The 18711-nt window shown below is 36.8% G+C and carries 12 protein-coding genes; 7 read left to right on the plus strand and 5 right to left on the minus strand.

Annotated elements, in window-relative coordinates; translation table 11 throughout:
* The first annotated feature begins 134 nt into the window (after positions 1–134).
* The gene (dnaE, locus tag C245_RS0100760; protein ID WP_017494678.1) at positions 135–4664 is read left to right on the plus strand and encodes a DNA polymerase III subunit alpha; all 4530 of its coding nucleotides are present in this window, start codon (positions 135–137) and stop codon (positions 4662–4664) included.
* A 177-nt stretch (positions 4665–4841) separates the two neighbouring features.
* Entirely contained in the window at positions 4842–5810 is a 969-nt protein-coding gene (locus C245_RS0100765; RefSeq protein WP_026109781.1) for an outer membrane beta-barrel protein, read from the plus strand.
* Positions 5811–6099: 289 nt separating this feature from the next.
* On the opposite strand, the gene C245_RS0100770 is transcribed toward C245_RS0100765, so the two are convergent.
* The 4 genes from C245_RS0100770 to C245_RS0100785 all read right to left on the minus strand — a co-directional run bounded on the left by C245_RS0100770 (position 6100) and on the right by C245_RS0100785 (position 12227).
* Positions 6100–7092 (minus strand): Gfo/Idh/MocA family protein, encoded by a 993-nt coding sequence (locus C245_RS0100770; RefSeq protein ID WP_017494680.1) that lies wholly within the window; start codon positions 7090–7092, stop codon positions 6100–6102.
* A gap of 163 nt (positions 7093–7255) precedes the next feature.
* Positions 7256–9364, minus strand: coding sequence for a prolyl oligopeptidase family protein (locus C245_RS0100775; RefSeq protein WP_017494681.1), 2109 nt, complete (start codon positions 9362–9364; stop codon positions 7256–7258).
* A gap of 143 nt (positions 9365–9507) precedes the next feature.
* Positions 9508–11715 carry a TonB-dependent receptor gene (locus C245_RS0100780; RefSeq protein WP_017494682.1) on the minus strand — a complete coding sequence of 736 codons (2208 nt, stop codon included), beginning with the start codon at positions 11713–11715 and terminating at the stop codon, positions 9508–9510.
* Between the two features lie 158 nt (positions 11716–11873).
* A complete protein-coding gene (locus C245_RS0100785) occupies positions 11874–12227 on the minus strand; it encodes a hypothetical protein (RefSeq protein ID WP_017494683.1) in 354 nt (117 codons plus the stop codon).
* Positions 12228–12448: 221 nt separating this feature from the next.
* Between C245_RS0100785 and C245_RS0100790 the strand changes: the two genes are divergently transcribed.
* The gene (locus tag C245_RS0100790) at positions 12449–13162 is read left to right on the plus strand and encodes a porin family protein (RefSeq protein WP_026109782.1); all 714 of its coding nucleotides are present in this window, start codon (positions 12449–12451) and stop codon (positions 13160–13162) included.
* On the opposite strand, the gene C245_RS0100795 is transcribed toward C245_RS0100790, so the two are convergent.
* Positions 13157–13762 carry a hypothetical protein gene (locus C245_RS0100795; RefSeq protein WP_026109783.1) on the minus strand — a complete coding sequence of 202 codons (606 nt, stop codon included), beginning with the start codon at positions 13760–13762 and terminating at the stop codon, positions 13157–13159. The two genes, C245_RS0100790 and C245_RS0100795, sit on opposite strands and share 6 nt — an antisense overlap.
* Before the next feature lie 203 nt (positions 13763–13965).
* Between C245_RS0100795 and C245_RS0100800 the strand changes: the two genes are divergently transcribed.
* The 4 genes from C245_RS0100800 (at position 13966) to C245_RS0100815 (ending at position 18700) form a co-directional block, all read left to right on the plus strand.
* Positions 13966–16437 carry a bifunctional UDP-N-acetylmuramoyl-tripeptide:D-alanyl-D-alanine ligase/alanine racemase gene (locus C245_RS0100800; protein WP_026109784.1) on the plus strand — a complete coding sequence of 824 codons (2472 nt, stop codon included), beginning with the start codon at positions 13966–13968 and terminating at the stop codon, positions 16435–16437.
* A 69-nt stretch (positions 16438–16506) separates the two neighbouring features.
* The gene (mscL, locus tag C245_RS0100805; protein WP_017494687.1) at positions 16507–16923 is read left to right on the plus strand and encodes a large conductance mechanosensitive channel protein MscL; all 417 of its coding nucleotides are present in this window, start codon (positions 16507–16509) and stop codon (positions 16921–16923) included.
* Between the two features lie 167 nt (positions 16924–17090).
* On the plus strand, positions 17091–18080 hold the full coding sequence (locus tag C245_RS0100810) for an aspartate-semialdehyde dehydrogenase (protein ID WP_017494688.1): 990 nt from the start codon (positions 17091–17093) through the stop codon (positions 18078–18080).
* Positions 18081–18196: 116 nt separating this feature from the next.
* Positions 18197–18700, plus strand: coding sequence for an SMI1/KNR4 family protein (locus C245_RS0100815; RefSeq protein WP_026109785.1), 504 nt, complete (start codon positions 18197–18199; stop codon positions 18698–18700).
* Positions 18701–18711: the final 11 nt, after the last annotated feature.

Raw genomic sequence — 18711 nt, forward strand, 5'->3', positions numbered from 1 at the left:
TCTTTCTCTAAAAAAAAGACTAAATTTGAACTTCCTCAATTTTGTATCTCAACTTTTCTTATGATTCATATAATCAGTTGTTTATGTGATGCGGAACGTAGAATTTGGAATTTTAAATTTGTCTTTTTATACCTATGTACTTAATATTCGATACTGAAACCACCGGATTACCAAAACGATGGGATGCTCCGATAACCGATTCTGATAACTGGCCTCGCTGTATTCAGATCGCATGGCAGCTCCATGACGAAATGGGGCAGCTCATAGAGCATCAGGATTATCTGGTTAAGCCTGATGGATTTAATATTCCGTACGATGCCGAGCGTATTCACGGAATTTCGACAGAATTGGCTGAAGCCGATGGAATCACGCTGGCCGAGGTTTTGGAGAAATTCAATATCGCTTTAAGTAAAACCAAATTTATTGTGGGTCAGAACTTAGGTTTCGACGTCAATATTATGGGGGCTGAATTCCATAGAATGGGAGTGGACTCTCCTATGAGTTCGATGCCGGTTTTGGATACTTGTACAGAAGTTACCGCTTCGTTGTTAAAGCTTCCGGGTGGACGTGGAGGAAGATTCAAATTGCCAACGTTAACAGAATTACACGAATATCTTTTTAATAAACCTTTTGCAGAAGCCCACAACGCAACTGCCGACGTTGAGGCAACTACGCGTTGTTTTCTGGAGTTAATCAGAAGAGAGGTTTTTACCAAAGAAGAATTGGATGTTCCAAAGGATTATTTTAAGGAATTCCAAAGTAGAAATCCACAGGAGTTTCCGTTAATCGGATTAAAACACATCAATTTAAAGGCTGCTTCTGACAAGATTAGAGAGCAGTTAAAGGCTTTAGAGTCTGTTGGACAAGAACCTACCATTTCGCATTCAGACAGAGAAGATTTTAAAGCGGCAAAATATGCGCATTTGCACAATCATACACAGTTTTCGGTACTTCAATCTACTATCGGAATTGGAAATATTGTTTCGGCTGCAGCCAAAAACGGAATGCCGTCCGTGGCTATGACGGATACCGGAAACATGATGGGGGCTTTCCATTTTGTGAGCGCCGTTATGAACCATAATAAAGCAGCTTCAGGAAAAAATAAAGCCTTGGTTGAAGCTGGAGAAGAACCGACTGAAACCGAAGTAAAACCAATTGTAGGCTGTGAATTTAATATCTGTGAAAATCACTTAGACAAAAGCAAAAAAGATAATGGTTACCAAGTTGTTTTATTGGCTAAAAATAAAGCAGGTTATCACAATTTGGCCAAAATGGCTTCGATTGCCTATACGGAAGGTTTTTATTATGTTCCGAGAATTGACCGTGCCATTGTAGAGCAATATAAAGGTGATATCATGGTTTTGTCCGGGAATTTATACGGAGAAATTCCGAGTAAAATTCTGAACATTGGTGAAAATCAAGCTGAAGAAGCTTTGATTTGGTGGAAAGAACAATTTGGTGAAGATTTCTATCTGGAAGTAATGCGCCACAATCAGGAAGATGAGAATCGTGTCAACAAAACTCTGATTGAGTTTTCTAAAAAACACGATGTAAAGTTAATTGCTACTAACAATACTTATTATTTAAATAAAGAAGACGCCAATGCGCACGACATTCTATTGTGTGTAAAAGACGGTGAAAAGCAGGCAACACCAATTGGTCGTGGGCGAGGTTACCGCTACGGACTTCCAAATCAGGAATATTATTTCAAGTCGCAAGAGGAGATGAAAAAACTCTTTGCCGATTTGCCGGAAGCCATTATCAATATTCAGGAAATTATTGATAAGGTTGAAGGATATTCGCTTTATCGTGATGTATTGCTTCCTAAATTTGATATTCCAGAAGAATTTGTTGATCCGGAAGATGAAAAGGATAATGGTGTTCGTGGTGAAAATGCTTACTTGCGAGACCTTACAATGCGAGGAGCCGAAAGAAGATATGGCGTAATAACCGAATCGATTCAGGAACGTTTGGATTTTGAATTATTAACGATTTCAAATTCAGGATATCCGGGTTACTTTTTGATCGTACAGGATTTCATTGCCGAGGCTAGAAAAATGGACGTATCGGTAGGTCCCGGCCGTGGATCTGCAGCGGGTTCAGCCGTTGCGTATTGTCTCGGAATTACGAACATTGACCCCATTAAATACGATTTACTTTTTGAGCGTTTCCTAAATCCTGACCGTGTATCGATGCCCGATATTGATATCGACTTTGATGACGAGGGGCGTGGACGTGTAATGGATTATGTAATCAACAAATACGGTCAAAAACAGGTGGCACAGATTATCACGTATGGTAAAATGGCAACCAAATCGGCAATTCGTGATACGGCTCGTGTATTGGATTTACCATTATTTGAAGCAGACAGAATTGCAAAACTGATTCCGGGAATGATGCCGTCCAAATGGAATTTGGCACGTTTTATTTCTGAGAGTGAAGACGAGGTTAAAAAAGCACTTCGTTCGGACGAATTTGATAATGTAAAAGAGTTAATCGCTATTGCCAATGAAGATGATTTGGCGGGAGAAACCATTCAGCAGGCAAAAATCCTTGAAGGATCGATGCGTAATACTGGTATTCACGCCTGTGGGGTAATCATTACACCTTCGGATATTACGAATTATGTTCCTGTTACCACCGCAAAAGATTCGGATTTATATGTAACTCAGTTTGATAACTCGGTTGCAGAAAGTGCCGGATTGCTGAAAATGGACTTCTTGGGTCTGAAGACCCTTACACTGATAAAAGATACAGTAAAACTGGTAAAATACAGAACGAACATTGATCTGGATCCTGATACTTTTCCGATTGATGACGAAGAAACGTATGCGCTTTTCCAAAGAGGTGAAACGGTTGGAATCTTCCAATACGAGTCGCCCGGGATGCAGAAATATATGAAAGATCTAAAGCCAACGGTTTTTGGAGATTTAATTGCCATGAACGCATTGTATCGTCCGGGACCTTTGGAGTATATTCCGTCTTTCGTTCGAAGAAAAAACGGTGACGAGGAAATCAAATACGATTTGGATGCCTGTGCCGAATATTTATCAGAAACCTACGGAATTACAGTTTATCAGGAGCAGGTAATGCTTTTGTCTCAGTCTTTGGCAGGATTTACAAAGGGTGAGGCCGACGTTTTGCGTAAAGCGATGGGTAAGAAACAAAAAGACGTACTGGATAAAATGAAGCCGAAGTTTGTGGAACAAGCAGCGCAAAAAGGCCATGATGCAAAAGTTTTGGAGAAAATCTGGAAAGACTGGGAAGCCTTTGCGAGTTACGCCTTCAACAAATCACACTCGACTTGTTATGCCTGGATTGCTTACCAAACGGCTTATTTGAAAGCACATTATCCGGCAGAGTATATGGCTGCGGTACTTTCGAATAACATGAACGATATCAAACAGGTTTCCTTCTTTATGGAAGAATGTAAACGTATGGGCTTACAGGTTTTGGGGCCGGATGTAAATGAATCGTACTATAAATTTACTGTTAATGATGATTATGCCGTTCGTTTTGGAATGGGAGCAATCAAAGGAGTAGGTTCCGGAGCCGTAGAGACAATTGTAGAAAATAGAAAAGACGGAAGATATAAATCGATTTTTGACTTGGCCAAGCGAATTGATTTGCGTGCAGCTAACAAAAAAGCGATTGAAAATTTAGCATTAGCAGGGGGGTTTGATTCTTTTGAAGGAACAACCAGAGCACAATATTTCCACGATGAGGGAGATGGAATTACATTCTACGAAAAAGCGATGCGTTACGGATCGAAGTTTCAGGAAAATGAAAACTCCTCACAGGTAAGTTTGTTCGGAGAAACCAGCGAAGTACAGATTGCTGAACCTGTCGTACCTCCTTGTGAAGACTGGAGTACCATGGAAAAACTGGCGAAGGAAAAAGAAGTAGTTGGAATCTATATTTCAGGACATCCTTTGGACGATTTCAGATTTGAGATGAAATATTTCTGCAATAACAAATTGGAATCCTTGAAAAGTATGAACGAGTTTGTGGGTAAAAATCTGAATTTTGCCGGAATCATAAACAATGTTCAGCATCGTGTGGCTAAAAACGGAAAAGGCTGGGCAGTTTTTAACTTAGAGGGGTATGATGAAAGTTATGAGTTCAAGATTTTTGGGGAAGAGTATTTAAAATTCCGCCATTTCTTAATTCAGAATAATTTTGCATTCATCAAAATATTGATAAAAGACGGTTGGGTAAATCATGACACCGGTAAGAAATCGGATCCAAGAATGCAATTTGTTGAAATCAGGCAATTGCAGGATATCTTGGAAGCTTTTGCCAAAAAGCTGATTTTGCTGTTAAACATAAAAGACCTTCAGACAGATTTTATTCATAGGTTAAGCCATTTGTTTAGTGAGAATAAAGGAGACAATTCAGTGACTTTTGAGATCATGGAATTGGAAAAAGTAAAGAGATTGGTTGAGGTAGAAACGCCAAAAGATTTTGAAGAATCTACTTTTGAAGAAGAAAATGACAGGGAAGATGATGGAATAGAGGAAACAAAGATTCAGGAAGTAAATGAAGTTGAGGAAATTAAGGTGGTAAACAAATTAACGATGCCAAGCCGCAGGTTAAAAATAAAAATCTCAACAGAGCTATTGATAGAATTGGAAAAAATGCAGGTGAATTTTAAGTTAAATTAGATTTTAACAGTTAAAATTTAAAAGAATGTATTTTTTTTACGTTAAAATTATGCATGCATAATAGTTTTTTAGTAATATTGCTCAAAATTACAACGATTTCGTTCCAAGTCTAACAACGCAAACCAGAAGATTATGTTAAAATAATCTATGTTTGTAAAAATTAATTAAATCAAAATTATGAAAAAGAACCTATTTTTATTAGGGTTATTAGTTTGCTCTATGGCCACAATGGCGCAAACAGAAAAAGCAGATAAACCGGAAAGCTGGTATTTTAAATTGGGTGCGTCTTACTTCAACCAAACTGCTTCTACAGAATTTCCTGTCGTTGGAGGTCAATTGCCAAACAGAGATGTTTATGCAGGTACTTTAGCAAATAATAAATTGGCATCTAGAGAAAGTGTTACTGGGTCTTTTGGACAAGGTTTCAGAAGTGGAATTACTGCAGGTTATAGATTCTCAGCACGTTTAGGAGTTGAGATGTCAGCTAACTACTATGTAAGTAATGAAAAAACCATGTCACAAACGACTAACAGACTTATTTCATATAATCCAGCTACTAGTCCGGCAGCTACTTATGTAAGTTTTACAGCGAATGGAGAAATTAAAGCTTTTGATTTAGCACCAGCAATCGTGATGTTTTTAGGAGAAGCTCATGGTTTTGAACCATACACTAAAGTAGGAGTTATTGTTCCTGTTCATGGTACATTGGATATTAAAACGGATAGACAGTATACGACGTTTGTAGGAGCCAATCAAGTTGCTTCAACAAATGCTTTCTCAAAAGATGTAGTTAAACCAAATCCAACAATCGGATTTATGGCATCTTTAGGTACCTCTTATAAATTAGGGAAACATATTTCTGCTTTCGCAGAATTGGAATACCGTAACTTTACAGTACACGGAAAGACTAAAGAAACTACAATATATACTGAAAATGGTGTAGATAAATTAAATGAAACAACTGCTTTCAGAGCTGCTTCATATTCTGCAACTCATACTAAATATGTAGATCGTTTAGACGGAAACTCTAATAATAAGGAGTATAATCCATCAGGGTACGATTCTACTAAACCAATGAACGAATTAAGTTCTTATGTTGGAATTTCAGGTTTAGGATTGACTTTAGGTCTTAAATACAGCTTATAATTTTATATAGTTTTAGTTTTTAGAAAAAGAGGATATTCGAAATGAATATCCTCTTTTTTTGTTCCCTGTCATTTCGACTGAAAGGAGATCGCACAAACAATTCCGCAAAGAAACTCCGCGTTGAAAGTCGCCAATCTTTGTCGATCTGCTAATGTGATTAGCTTCGCCTGTTCGCTATCGCTCGAGTCTCCTTTCAGTCGAAATGACAATATTGAGGTCAAGACTAATGATCGCAGGAAAAAATCTGCAAAATCTGCAGGATCTGCGTGAAACAAAATGGGCTTGCTCTTTATCTAGAGTTTCTAAATTCTTTCAAAACTTCATCGATAACCCAGGTTGTTCTGGCAGCAGAGGTTCCTTTTGATGGTGAGAAACCGTCCTTGCCTAAAATTTCAGCAACAACAGTTTCAACAAGTGGTAATTGAATGTGAAGCGGATTTTCGATCGTAATACTTTCTTTTTCACCATTTGCATACTGAATATGAATTGGGTCATTACCGAATGTAGAGAACGAAATTTTACCTTTATCGCCTACAATATCAGTATTGTCGTAACGCTCAAAACTGGCAAAATTCCATAAACCGGTTCCGTGGATTCCGTTTTCGAATAAAAATGACATCGAAACCGAATCTTCTGCCGGATAAGCTTTGAGCTGTGAACTCGCATGCCCGCGGACTGATTTAATCGGGCCAAATACAAAATCAAGAAAATCTAAGGTGTGGCAAGCCAAATCGACAAATATTCCGCCACCGGAAATGTGTGGTAAAACCGTCCAGGGTAAATTGATTTCGTCGTCGTAACGCTTCTCAAATGGATGGTATAAAACACAATTTACATGTCTGACAGTTCCTATTTTACCTTGTTCTATAAGTTCTTTTATCTTCAGGAATCTTGGAAGGCTTCTTCTGTAATAAGCAACAAATAAAGGCACATTGTGTTCTTTACAAACGCTGATCATTTCGTTGCATTCTTCAAAATTTAAAGCCATTGGTTTCTCTACGTAGACAGGTTTCCCGGCCTTGGCACATAAAATAGTGTATTCTTTATGAGAAGATGGGGGTGTAGCAATATAAACGGCATCAACTTCAGGATCATTAATTAAATCGATGGCGTTGGAGTACCATTTCGGAACATTATGACGTTTGGCATAATCTTCGGCAAGAGCTGCATCCCTTCTCATAACAGCAACTAAAGCTGAATTTGAAGCTTTCTGAAAAGCAGGACCGCTTTTAACTTCCGTTACATTTCCGCAACCTATAATTCCCCATTTTACAATTTTCATGTTTTAGATTTTAGTTTTTCAAATTTAGAAAGTTTGCCACAGATTAATATGATTCTCACAGATTAAAAATTATATTAATCTTTTTAATCTGTGACAAAAAAATAAAGCCACGAACTCACAAAATAATTCGTGAATTCGTGGCTAAAAAATTTAGCATAAAGTATTACTTTTTTGGTAAAGCTTTAAAGCCCATATTGTAAAGTGTAAACGCTTGAACATCTACATTCTCCTGGATAGTTGCGGCAACAGATTTTCCTGCACCGTGACCTGCTTTTACGTCAATACGAATTAATACCGGATTTTCTCCTGTTTGTTTCTCTTGCAGCTCAGCCGCAAATTTAAAACTGTGTGCAGGAACCACACGGTCATCATGATCACCGGTAGTTACCATAGTTGCAGGGTACTTAACGTCTTTTTTTACGTTTTGTACTGGTGAGTAACCTTTTAGGTATTCAAACATTTCTTTGTTATCCTGTGCTGTTCCGTAATCGTAAGCCCAACCTGCACCGGCAGTAAAAGTATGGTAACGTAACATGTCCATTACACCAACGGCTGGTAAAGCAACTTTCATTAAATCAGGACGCTGTGTCATAGTCGCACCCACTAATAAACCCCCGTTAGAACCTCCGCGAATAGCAAGGAAGTCTGAAGAAGTATATTTTTGTGCAATTAAATATTCGCCAGCCGCAATAAAATCGTCAAATACATTTTGTTTTTGCAATTTAGTTCCGGCATCGTGCCATTTTTTACCGTATTCACCGCCACCTCTTAAATTGGCAACAGCATAAACGCCTCCGTTTTCTAACCAAACGGCATTTGCAATACTGAAACTAGGAGTTAAGCTAACGTTGAATCCGCCGTATCCATAAAGAATAGTTGGGTTTTTGCCGTCTAATTTTAATCCTTTTTTGTAAGTGATGATCATTGGGATTTTTGTTCCGTCTTTTGAAGTATAGAACACTTGTTTTGATTCGTAATCCTCGCTTTTAAAATCAACTTTTGGTTTTTGGTAGATTTCAGATTTACCTGATTTTGGTTCAAATGAATAGATCGTTCCGGGAGTCGTGTAATTGGTAAAGCTGTAATATAATGTTTTATCCTCTTTTTTGGCTCCAAATCCACCGGCACTACCTACTGCAGGAAGTTTGATTTCACGGATTAGTTTTCCGCTGTAATCGTATTGTTGTATAAATGAAACTGCATCTTTGGTATAATTGGCAAAGAAGAATCCTCCACCGGTTGTAGGGGATAGGATGTCCTTAGTTTCTTTGATAAAATCTTTCCAGTTTTCCGGTTTTGGATTGCTGATATCAACAGTAACTACACGTGAGTTTGGTGCATTTAAGTCTGTATCGATAAATAATTTAGTTCCTTCATTCTCGATAATCTGATTGCTGCTGTTGAAATTGTCTACAATCGTTACAATCGGACTATTAGGTTTCGTTAAATCTTTGATGAACAACTCATTTCCGTAAGTAGAATTGGCTGCAGAAATTACCAGATATTTGTCGTCTTCTGTAACATATCCGCCAATATATCTGCGTTTTTGATCAGCTCCGTAGATAACTTTGTCTTCTTTTTGAGAAGTTCCCAGTTTGTGGAAATACAATTTATGCTGATCGGTTTTTGCAGATAGTTCACTTCCTTTTGGCTTATCATAACTGGAGTAATAAAAACCGGTATTTCCATGCCATGAAACTCCGCTGAATTTTACATCAACGATGGTGTCTTCCAGAACTTTTTTAGTGATAGCATCAATAATGATTACTTTTCTCCAGTCGCTTCCTCCTTCAGAAATAGCATAAGCTGCTTTTGATCCGTCTTTAGAGAAGTTTAATCCTCCAAGAGAAGTCGTGCCGTCTTTAGAAAAAGTATTCGGATCTAGAAAAACCTCTTCTTTACCGTCTTTCCCTTTTCTATAAACTACAGATTGATTCTGAAGTCCGTTGTTTTTAGAATAGTAAGTAAATTTTCCTTCTACAAATGGAGCACTGATCTTTTCATAGTTCCATAGTTTTTCCATGCGCTTTTTAAGTTCATTGCGGAATGGAATTTTGTCTAAATAACCATAAGTTACCTCATTTTGAGCCTTTACCCAGGCTCCAGTTTCAGCCGACTTATCGTCTTCAAGCCAACGATACGGGTCGTTTACTTTAGTGTCAAAATACACATCAACCGTTTCGCCTTTTTTAGTTTGGGGATACTGAATTTTGCCTTGCCCGAACGAAATTCCTGCAGTTGTGATTGCCATTAGAAGAAATGTTTTTTTCATAATTTTTGTTTAACGATTGTAGCAAAAATAGCATTTTTGTTGTGAAATAATAATGATAAAAAGTTAAACCATATAAGGCGTACAAGCTTGCTTAGTCAGGTATTAACTAATCTTAGCTATATGTCGTATAGGGTTTAAAAATGTTACAGATTGAAGTTAACTCCAAGAACAATATTTCGTCCTATGTTTGGTATACCGTCCGTTTTTAATCTTGACAGGTGAGCAATATATTTTTTATCCAATAAATTGTTTCCGTTTAGGTTAACATCGAAAGCATGTTTACCCAGTTTTACTGTTCCACCAAAACCTAAATTCACTAAAGTATATCCTTTTGAAGCAGTTTCAAAACCGCTTACATTATTTTGGCTAAAAGTAGAAGAAACATTTAGAGAAGCATAACCTTCCTCAAACCAATTTTTGATTTTGAATTCAGTTCGTAATGTATTATTCCAGTTATTAGCAGGAATTAAAGGCAGGTAATCATTGTTTTGTTTTTTACCCGTTACCGTTTCAAAACTGGTTTCAAAATGCAGCCAGTCCAGCGGATGAGGGTGGAAGTGTAAACCTGCTTCACCTCCGTATAATTTGGCGTCATTCTGAACATAAGCAAAAACATCGTTGTTATCACGTACTTCGCCTGTTGGTGAAGTGTAAATGTAGTTGTTCACATGATTGTAAAATCCGTTGATGAAAAACTCAAAGTGTGTGTTTTTATATTCTAAGTTTAAATCGGTTTGAACGTTTTGCTCATTTTTTAAATTAGAATTTCCAACTTCATAACGGTTCGTTCCTTCGTGAACCCCGTTTGAAGTAAGCTCGGCTAAGTTTGGCGCTCTGAAACCTGTTGCTACATTCAGTCTCAGTGTTAAAGGTTCTGCAAGTTTGGTTTTATATCCCAAAGAAGCATTAAAACTATCAAAGGAACGGTCTAAAGGCAGAAAATAACCTTCTTCACCTTCGGTACCGTGAGCTTCAGAAGTTACTTTTCGATTGTCAAAACGTAATCCGGCTTGTAAAACATTATTATTCCATTCGTAATTTGCAGTTCCAAAAGCACCAAAATCATTTGTAGTCGCATTTGGAATTAAATATTCTTCCCCGGAATTTTTATTAGTCTGATGCATTCCCTGAACACCAACAATCGTTTCAATTTTACCGAATTTTGGAAAATGATATTTGGCATTGTAATTAAAAGTATTCAGTTTCATATGAAGTGCAGCAACATTACTGTCTTCAAATTCACTTCTGTCATTCGCAATGTAGCCTAAATCAACGTCCAGTTTAGAGTTTTGAAAAAAGATCACATTGTTCAAACTCAATAAATGGTTGAAGATTCCTTGTCTTGGGAACAATGTGTTTTTGCTTGATGACTGCTCTGCGATTCCTTCTTCGGGAATACCAATGTCGAGCTTGTTGTAATTGTAACGCAAAACACTTGAGAAACTAGAGTTGCTGTATCCAACTCCGGTTTTAAAATCGGTTTCATTATAGCGGGTATTGGTTACACGATCACCGTCGGCAATTTTATAATCAGAATGAGTGTTGAAGCTTCCTCTGGCTAAGAATTTCCAGTTGTCTGTTGAAGTTTTTAAGCCAATAGAAGAGTTACTTCCCTGTGTATTGGTGAAGTATTTTTGACTAAAATTAGCCTTGAAGGTATTTGCGTCGGCAAATTTTTCAGGATTAAAATACAAAACACCACCTAAAGCATCAGATCCGTATAATAAAGAAGCAGGCCCTTTGATTACTTCGACACTTTCTATTCCGGCATCATTAAGTCCCAGGCCATGTTCGTCTCCAAATTGTTGATTTTCGATACGAACTCCTTGCGAGTACACTAAAACACGATTTCCGCTTAAACCTCTAATAACCGGTTTTCCAATAGAAGTTCCCGTAGAAATTTGAGAAACTCCCGGAATAGTTGCCAGACCTTCGATTAAAGTTGAAGTTCCTTTTTGTTGTAATGTTTTAATGCTTTCATGTTCTACTTTCATTACGTTTTGCGATTGCAATTTGTTGAAAGGAGTTGAAACCACAACTTCATCCATTTCAAAAACAGATTCCGTAAGTGTAATGTCTAGAGTGTTTTCTTTTAATAGTTTAGAAATGGTCTTGCTTTGTGTAGTATAACCGATAAGAGTAAAAGAAAGTCGGAAACTACCGTTTGGAAGATTCTTAAAATCGTATTTTCCGTTTTCATCTGTTGTTGTTCCTTTGTGTAGTTCAGCTGCATAAACAGATACGCCGGCTAAGGGTTTGTTTTGAAGATCGATAACAGTTCCCGATACCGAATTTTGAGCAGAAAGAATGCCCGTAAACCCTAAAATAAGGGCCAATATTAGTTTTTTCATTTGAAAATGATGCTATAGTTAATTGAATTTGTCTTGCAATCTGAAACTAAAATCAACGGTACAACCTGCCGAACCTGAAAGTTTCAGGATGGGGAAATTCACCAATTTTTTAGAATTAGATTAAAAAGAGTTTAAATTTATTTCGTGTATTACGAAATTTAGGCAACCATAGCTTGCGGAGGCCCCCTTAGTAAATAGGCGCTCTCTGAAAACGAAAATAATCTTTCTGAAAGAGTAAAGAAGTACGGAATTTCGTTATCGAAATGGTGAAACTGAAGCGCAATTTCTTCTGGAACAATATAACTGCCAAAAGCAAAATGACAAACATAACATAAGTCATAATTATGGTGCTGATGCGTTATTTCGCCACTTGGATCATTATAGTCGTGGTGGCATTGTTTTTCTGAAAGCTGCTTTACAATATGCTCATAACTGTGTATGGACTGAAAGAATATTGAGAACAATATCATCAGAACCAAAGAAACACTTAATATGAGTTGTTTTCTTTTCATCACACACAAAGGTATAAAAGATAGAAGAAAAATAGATTTATTTTTTAGATTCTGTTAACGATTCATTGAAAAAAGTTTAGAAAAGGCATTTTTTTTGGATCGAAAAGCGAATAATTACATTCAAATGGTATCCTGAACTGGCATTATATTATATTTGTAATTGAAATAAAACTACCCTAAAAAACGTTTACTTGAAAAACTCTTTAAAACCAAAATACGATATGCGACTACTATTTAGCTGTTTGTTTTTAGTATCGTTTTTTAATTCTTTTGCTCAGGAAGTAAAGCCGGAGGTCAAGCCGGAAGTGAAGCCTGTTGTTAAAATAGATTCATTGTATCGGGAAGATCAGTTTTATTTCTCAGTTACTTATAATCTTCTGACCCAGGTTCCACAAGGACTTAAACAAAATAAATTCTCTGTCGGACTTTCTACCGGTTTTCTGCGTGATATGCCAATCAATAAAAGCAGAACGGTTGCCATTGCAACGGGTTTGGGATTGAGTTATCAAAATTATAACCAGAACCTGACGATTGCTAAAGGTGCAGATGGTGTGTTGACTTATGAAGTAACTGATTATAATGATATCAAATCAAACCGATATAAACAGTATATGGTTGATCTTCCGATAGAATTTCGTTGGAGAAATTCGACCTACGAAAGTTATAGATTCTGGAGGATTTACGGAGGATTTAAACTAAGCTATATTTTTTCTAATAAGTCTCTTTTAGACACTGGAGAAGAGTCTCATAAAATTTCGAACAATCCTGATATAAACAAGCTTCAGTATAGCGTATATCTGGCTGTTGGTTATAATACCTGGAATCTTTACCTCAATTATGGACTAAATCCTTTGTTTAAAAATGTAACAACGGTTTCAGGACAAAACATTAATGTAAGAACGCTGAATGCGGGATTGATTTTCTACATTTTATAGCCACAAATTCAGAAACAATAACTGCGGTAAAATTCCAATAAAAGTTCCAATCACTAACTCATTAGGAGAATGGGCTTCCATTTCTAAGCGTGATGAAGCGACAATTCCCGTCATTAAAATCAGGAAAGCACTCCAATAAGGATTTTGCAATTGAAGATGTGTGTTCAGCCCAATCACAAAAATGGTGAATCCGCTAAGGGCCATCATGTGTAAGCTTGCTTTTATTTTGAACAGCGAGCAAATCAGAGCCAGAATGGTACTGAATAAAGCGCCCAGAAAAAAGAAATGCAATTCAGGATAACGGCTAATGACGATGCTTCGTTTTACCAGTAAAATATACAAAAAACACTGTAAAATCAGGGGGATTTTGCGTTGTGAAGTTTCGTGAATCATAATAGAATTCACACGCCCCGTCGAACGTAGTAAAAGATAAAACAATATGGGTACTAAAATAGTGATGATGAGGATTTGAAGCAGCACATAATATTTTTCCTGAGTACTAAAGAGATCGTGTTTGAAGAAAAGATAAAATAAGGTGGCGTACATCGATATAAAAATCGGATGAAAGATATAGGAGAATATAGGCAGGATTCTTTTCAAAACGTTGTATTTAGTGGTGTTAAGCAAATATAAACAAATAATGTTTTTTTGCTACGAATCGTATGAATTAGCAAGAGTTAAAATTCGTGCAATTCGCGACAAACTTTTTAGTAATCTGTGGCAAAAAGTGCCGCAAAGAATTAGTGAAAATTTGTGAAATTCATGGTAAACCTTTTTTTAAATTTGACAAAAAGAAAATCTTAATGAGCATAAATGTAAAAAGCCTTATCCCGGTTCTCAATGCCGAATGGACAGGTTCAGATTCCGATGTTTTTGTTGACCATATTTCGATCGACAGCCGTTCTCTACAAAACGGTTCCAAAACTTTGTTTATTGCCCTTTCGGGGATTAATAATGATGCTCATTTGTATATTGCAGAATTGATAGAAAAAGGAGTTCAGAATTTTGTAGTACAGCATATTCCTGAAGATGTAAAAGGAAAAGCCAGTTTTTTGGTGGTCAAAAATACACTACAGGCTTTACAGGAATTTGCAGGTTATTACAGAGATTTGTTTCATTTCCCTATTATCGGATTGACAGGAAGTAATGGTAAAACGATAGTAAAGGAATGGCTTAATTTCTTGTTGAGTCCGGACTATAATATTATCCGAAGCCCTAAAAGTTACAACTCTCAGGTTGGCGTTCCGTTATCTGTAATTGCCATTAATGAAAAACATAATCTGGGAATTTTCGAAGCCGGAATATCTACAGTTAATGAGATGATGAAACTCGAAAGAATCATCAAACCTAATATTGGAGTTTTAACCAGCATTGGTTCGGCACATGATGAAGGATTTAAAAATCTGGAAGAAAAAATAGACGAAAAGTTACTGCTTTTTAAAAATGCGACCGTTATTATTTATCAGAACAACAAGCTTGTAAACGAATGTCTTGCCAAGTTAAATCAGGACTATTTTTTACCGGAAAGAGTACTTTTCTCGTGGAGTTTTACCGATGAATCGGCAGATGTTTTTGTCGTGAAACGCATTAATGAGGATGAAACGACCAGTATTCAGGCCCGTTATAAAAATGAATTTTTTGATTTTGAAATTCCATTCAGTGATTCTGCTTCCATAGAAAATGCGATTTCCTGTCTCTTGGTTTTGCTTTACATGAAGTACGATGCCGAAACCATTCAGAATCGATTTCAAAATTTATACCCCGTGCAAATGCGTTTGGAGGTAAAAAACGGAATCAACAATTGCAGTATTATTGACGATAGTTACAGTTCAGACTTTCAGTCACTCAAGATAGCGTTGGATTTTTTAGAAAGCCAACAGAAAAAGAATGCATCAAAAACAGTTATTCTGTCGGATATTTTTCAAAGCGGATTTTCAAATGAAGAATTGTATACCAAAGTAGCGCAGTTAATTTCCGATAATAAAATAAACCGTGTCATCGGGATAGGAGAAACGATTTCTTCCTTTGCCGCTAAATTCTCAAACTGTATTACTTTTCCAAATACAGCTGAATTTATAGCACAAATGGAGAGTCTGAATTTCGAAAATGAAGCCATTTTAATTAAAGGAGCGAGATCGTTTCAGTTTGAAGAAATTGTGTCATTACTCGAAGAAAAAACGCATGAAACGATTCTGGAGATCAATCTGAATTCGATTAGCCACAATCTGAATTACTATAAATCGAAATTAGCGGCTAATGTTAAGCTAATGGTGATGGTGAAAGCATTTGGTTATGGAAATGGTGGACTTGAAATCGCAAAACTGCTCGAACATCACAAAGTAGATTATTTGGGGGTGGCTTTTGCTGATGAAGGAATCTCTCTTAAAAATGGTGGAATAAAACTACCAATTATGGTGCTGAATCCGGAATCGACCAGCTTTCCTTCGATTATACAGTATCATTTAGAACCCGAAATTTATAGTATCAAAGGACTAAAAGCATTTTTGAAAATTGCAAGAGAAAAGAACCTCAAAGATTTTCCAATTCACATAAAGCTGGATACGGGAATGCATCGTTTGGGCTTTGAAGAAAATACACTGGAGGAACTGATTGAAACTCTCAGAGGAAATTCGACCGTAAAAGTAAAAAGTGTGCTGTCTCATTTGGCAACAAGTGATGAAGTGAAGCATTTTGATTTTGTGAGATCCCAGATTCGTCTGTTTGAAGATTTGTCCTTAAAATTGATTACGGCTCTGGATATTAATCCGATTCGTCATATACTGAATACTTCCGGAATAAGTAATTTTCCCGACGCGCAATACAATATGGTACGTTTAGGAATTGGTTTATATGGAGTTTCGAACGATCCTGCTGAGCAAAAATATCTGGAAAATGTAGGTACTCTGAAATCAATTATCTCTCAGGTACGAACAATTCCGGCGGGAGATAGCGTTGGTTACGGACGCCGTTTTATGGCAGATAAACAAACCAGAGTTGCCACCATACCTATTGGATATGCAGATGGAATTTCGCGTTTGTGGGGAAATAAAGTAGGGTATGTGGTGATTAAGGATCAAAAAGCGTTCATTTTAGGAAGTGTTTGTATGGACATGCTCATGGTTGATGTCACCGATATCGATTGTAAAGAAGGTGACTCAGTAATTGTTTTTGGAGAAAGTCCAACGGTTATTGAAATGGCAACTGCTTTAAAAACAATACCGTATGAAATTATGACCAGCATATCACAGCGGGTGAAAAGAGTGTTTTTTAGATAATTTTAACAAATTGTCAATAAAATTACGTATTTTCGAAAATCAATTAAGTATAAACTAAAATAATCGATTATGGGATTTTTTGCAGATTTTAAAGCTTCTTTGCTGAAAGGTGATGTGTTGAGTTTAGCAACAGCAGTTGTTATTGGTGGCGCATTTGGAAAAATAGTGGGTTCTGCTGTAGACGATATTATTATGCCAGTTGTTGGTTTACTTACGGGAGGAATTGATTTTACTCAAAAATTTGTTACACTTGATGGTAATAGTTATCCAAATTTAGCCGCTGCTAAAGCTGCCGGAGCCGCAGTAATTACCTATGGAAATTTGGTTCAGGCAATCATTAACTTTGTAATTATATCATTTTTTGTATTTGTGGTACTAAGAGCTGCAGATAAAGCGAAGAAAAAAGAAACAGTAGTCGAGGCAGCACCTGCCGGACCAACTCAAGAAGAGCTACTTACGCAAATTAGAGATTTGCTTAAAAAATAATTCCGCTACACTAAGTCTAACTAAACCGTTCCTTAATTGGGGCGGTTTTTTTTGCTTCTTGTTTGTTTTGTAACATTTTGTTATTTTTTGTGAAGGACGTTGTTTTGACTTTTATTATGTATACTTTTGCATAACAAAATAAATTAATTCATACTAAACATATAAAAATGAGAATAGCAGTTGTAGGTGCCACTGGTATGGTTGGCGAAGTAATGCTTAAAGTTTTAGCAGAAAGAAATTTTCCTGTTACAGAGTTAATTCCGGTAGCTTCTGAGAAATCAGTAGGAAAAGAAATTGAATATAAAGGAACAAAATACAAAGTGGTAGGACTGCAGACAGCAGTGGATATGAAGGCTGATATTGCTGTTTTTTCGGCAGGAGGTGAAACTTCACTGGAATGGGCTCCAAAATTTGCTGCAGCAGGTACAACTGTTATTGACAATTCATCAGCATGGAGAATGGACCCGACTAAGAAATTAGTGGTTCCTGAAATCAACGCTTCGACTTTAACCAAAGAAGATAAAATTATCGCAAACCCAAACTGTTCCACTATCCAAATGGTGTTGACTTTGGCTCCATTGCACAGAAAATACAATATTAAGAGAATTATCGTTTCTACGTATCAATCGATCACCGGAACGGGTGTGAAAGCGGTAAGACAGTTAGAAAATGAATATGCCGGAGTTCAGGGCGAATTGGCTTATAAGTATCCAATTCACAGAAATGCCATTCCACATTGCGACAGTTTTGAGGAAAACGGATACACTAAAGAAGAAATGAAATTAGTTCGTGAAACTCAAAAAATTCTGGGCGATAATACAATCAGAGTAACCGCTACTGCAGTTCGTGTACCGGTTGTTGGCGGACACAGTGAGGCTGTGAACGTTGAGTTTACGAATGATTTTGATGTAAATGAAGTACGTGAAATTTTACACCATACAGATGGAGTAGTAGTTCAGGATAACTTAGATACTTTTACTTACCCAATGCCATTGTTTGCAGAAGGTAAAAATGATGTTTTTGTAGGTAGAATTCGTCGTGACGAAAGTCAGCCAAATACTTTAAACCTATGGATTGTTGCTGATAACCTTAGAAAAGGAGCTGCAACCAACACGATTCAAATCGCTGAGTATTTAATCGCGGCAGGTTTGGTATAAACAGAGATTAAATAAAATTGTTATAAAGAGAAAACCGTAATTGCAGCAATGCAGTTGCGGTTTTTTTGATGTATAAATTTAAAAATCATAAATTAGCTGTTGTAAAAATCAATGATATGAATTTCGATAATTATAAAATAATAGCCAATTACAATACCCATAAAACAGATTTGTTTGTAGCGGATGAAGAAGATATTCTGGCTTGTGAGAAAACCTTAAATATTAATTTCGACGAAGATTACAAAGCGTATGTTTCAGAATTTGGGAGTGGAATCCTTGGGGGAACTTACGTACGGATTTATCTTCCCGAAACCATAATGCTGACGCTCGACGAATGGAGAAATCGCATAACGGAATATTGGTTCTGGGATGAAGGAAAGGATGTGCTTACGAAAGAAGAAGTTTTGAGCTCAGTAAGAATAGGGGATACGTACGACGGCGATGAGATTGTTCTTTTAAAAAACGAATACTTTGTATTGCCAAGACATAGTGAAATGATCTATAAGGCAGGAACTACACTTGAAGAAACGATAACCTGGCTGTGTTCGTCGGGAATCCTGACAGAAGCATTTTCTGAAAGAAATTTTGAGCCATTTAATCCTGGAGAAATTACAGAATAATTGTATAAGCA

Origin of the sequence: Flavobacterium sp. WG21 (genome assembly GCF_000335775.1) — a bacterium.
Classification (GTDB): Bacteria; Bacteroidota; Bacteroidia; order Flavobacteriales; family Flavobacteriaceae; genus Flavobacterium; species Flavobacterium tructae.

Coding starts and splice junctions, on each gene's coding strand:
- C245_RS0100770 (WP_017494680.1), bottom strand. CDS start 7,092: ATGAAAATTGTAAAATGGGGAATTATAGGTTGCGGAAATGTAACGGAA.
- C245_RS0100765 (WP_026109781.1), top strand. CDS start 4,842: ATGAAAAAGAACCTATTTTTATTAGGGTTATTAGTTTGCTCTATGGCC.
- mscL (WP_017494687.1), top strand. CDS start 16,507: ATGGGATTTTTTGCAGATTTTAAAGCTTCTTTGCTGAAAGGTGATGTG.
- C245_RS0100790 (WP_026109782.1), top strand. CDS start 12,449: ATGCGACTACTATTTAGCTGTTTGTTTTTAGTATCGTTTTTTAATTCT.
- C245_RS0100810 (WP_017494688.1), top strand. CDS start 17,091: ATGAGAATAGCAGTTGTAGGTGCCACTGGTATGGTTGGCGAAGTAATG.
- C245_RS0100800 (WP_026109784.1), top strand. CDS start 13,966: ATGAGCATAAATGTAAAAAGCCTTATCCCGGTTCTCAATGCCGAATGG.
- C245_RS0100815 (WP_026109785.1), top strand. CDS start 18,197: ATGAATTTCGATAATTATAAAATAATAGCCAATTACAATACCCATAAA.
- dnaE (WP_017494678.1), top strand. CDS start 135: ATGTACTTAATATTCGATACTGAAACCACCGGATTACCAAAACGATGG.
- C245_RS0100775 (WP_017494681.1), bottom strand. CDS start 9,364: ATGAAAAAAACATTTCTTCTAATGGCAATCACAACTGCAGGAATTTCG.
- C245_RS0100780 (WP_017494682.1), bottom strand. CDS start 11,715: ATGAAAAAACTAATATTGGCCCTTATTTTAGGGTTTACGGGCATTCTT.
- C245_RS0100785 (WP_017494683.1), bottom strand. CDS start 12,227: ATGAAAAGAAAACAACTCATATTAAGTGTTTCTTTGGTTCTGATGATA.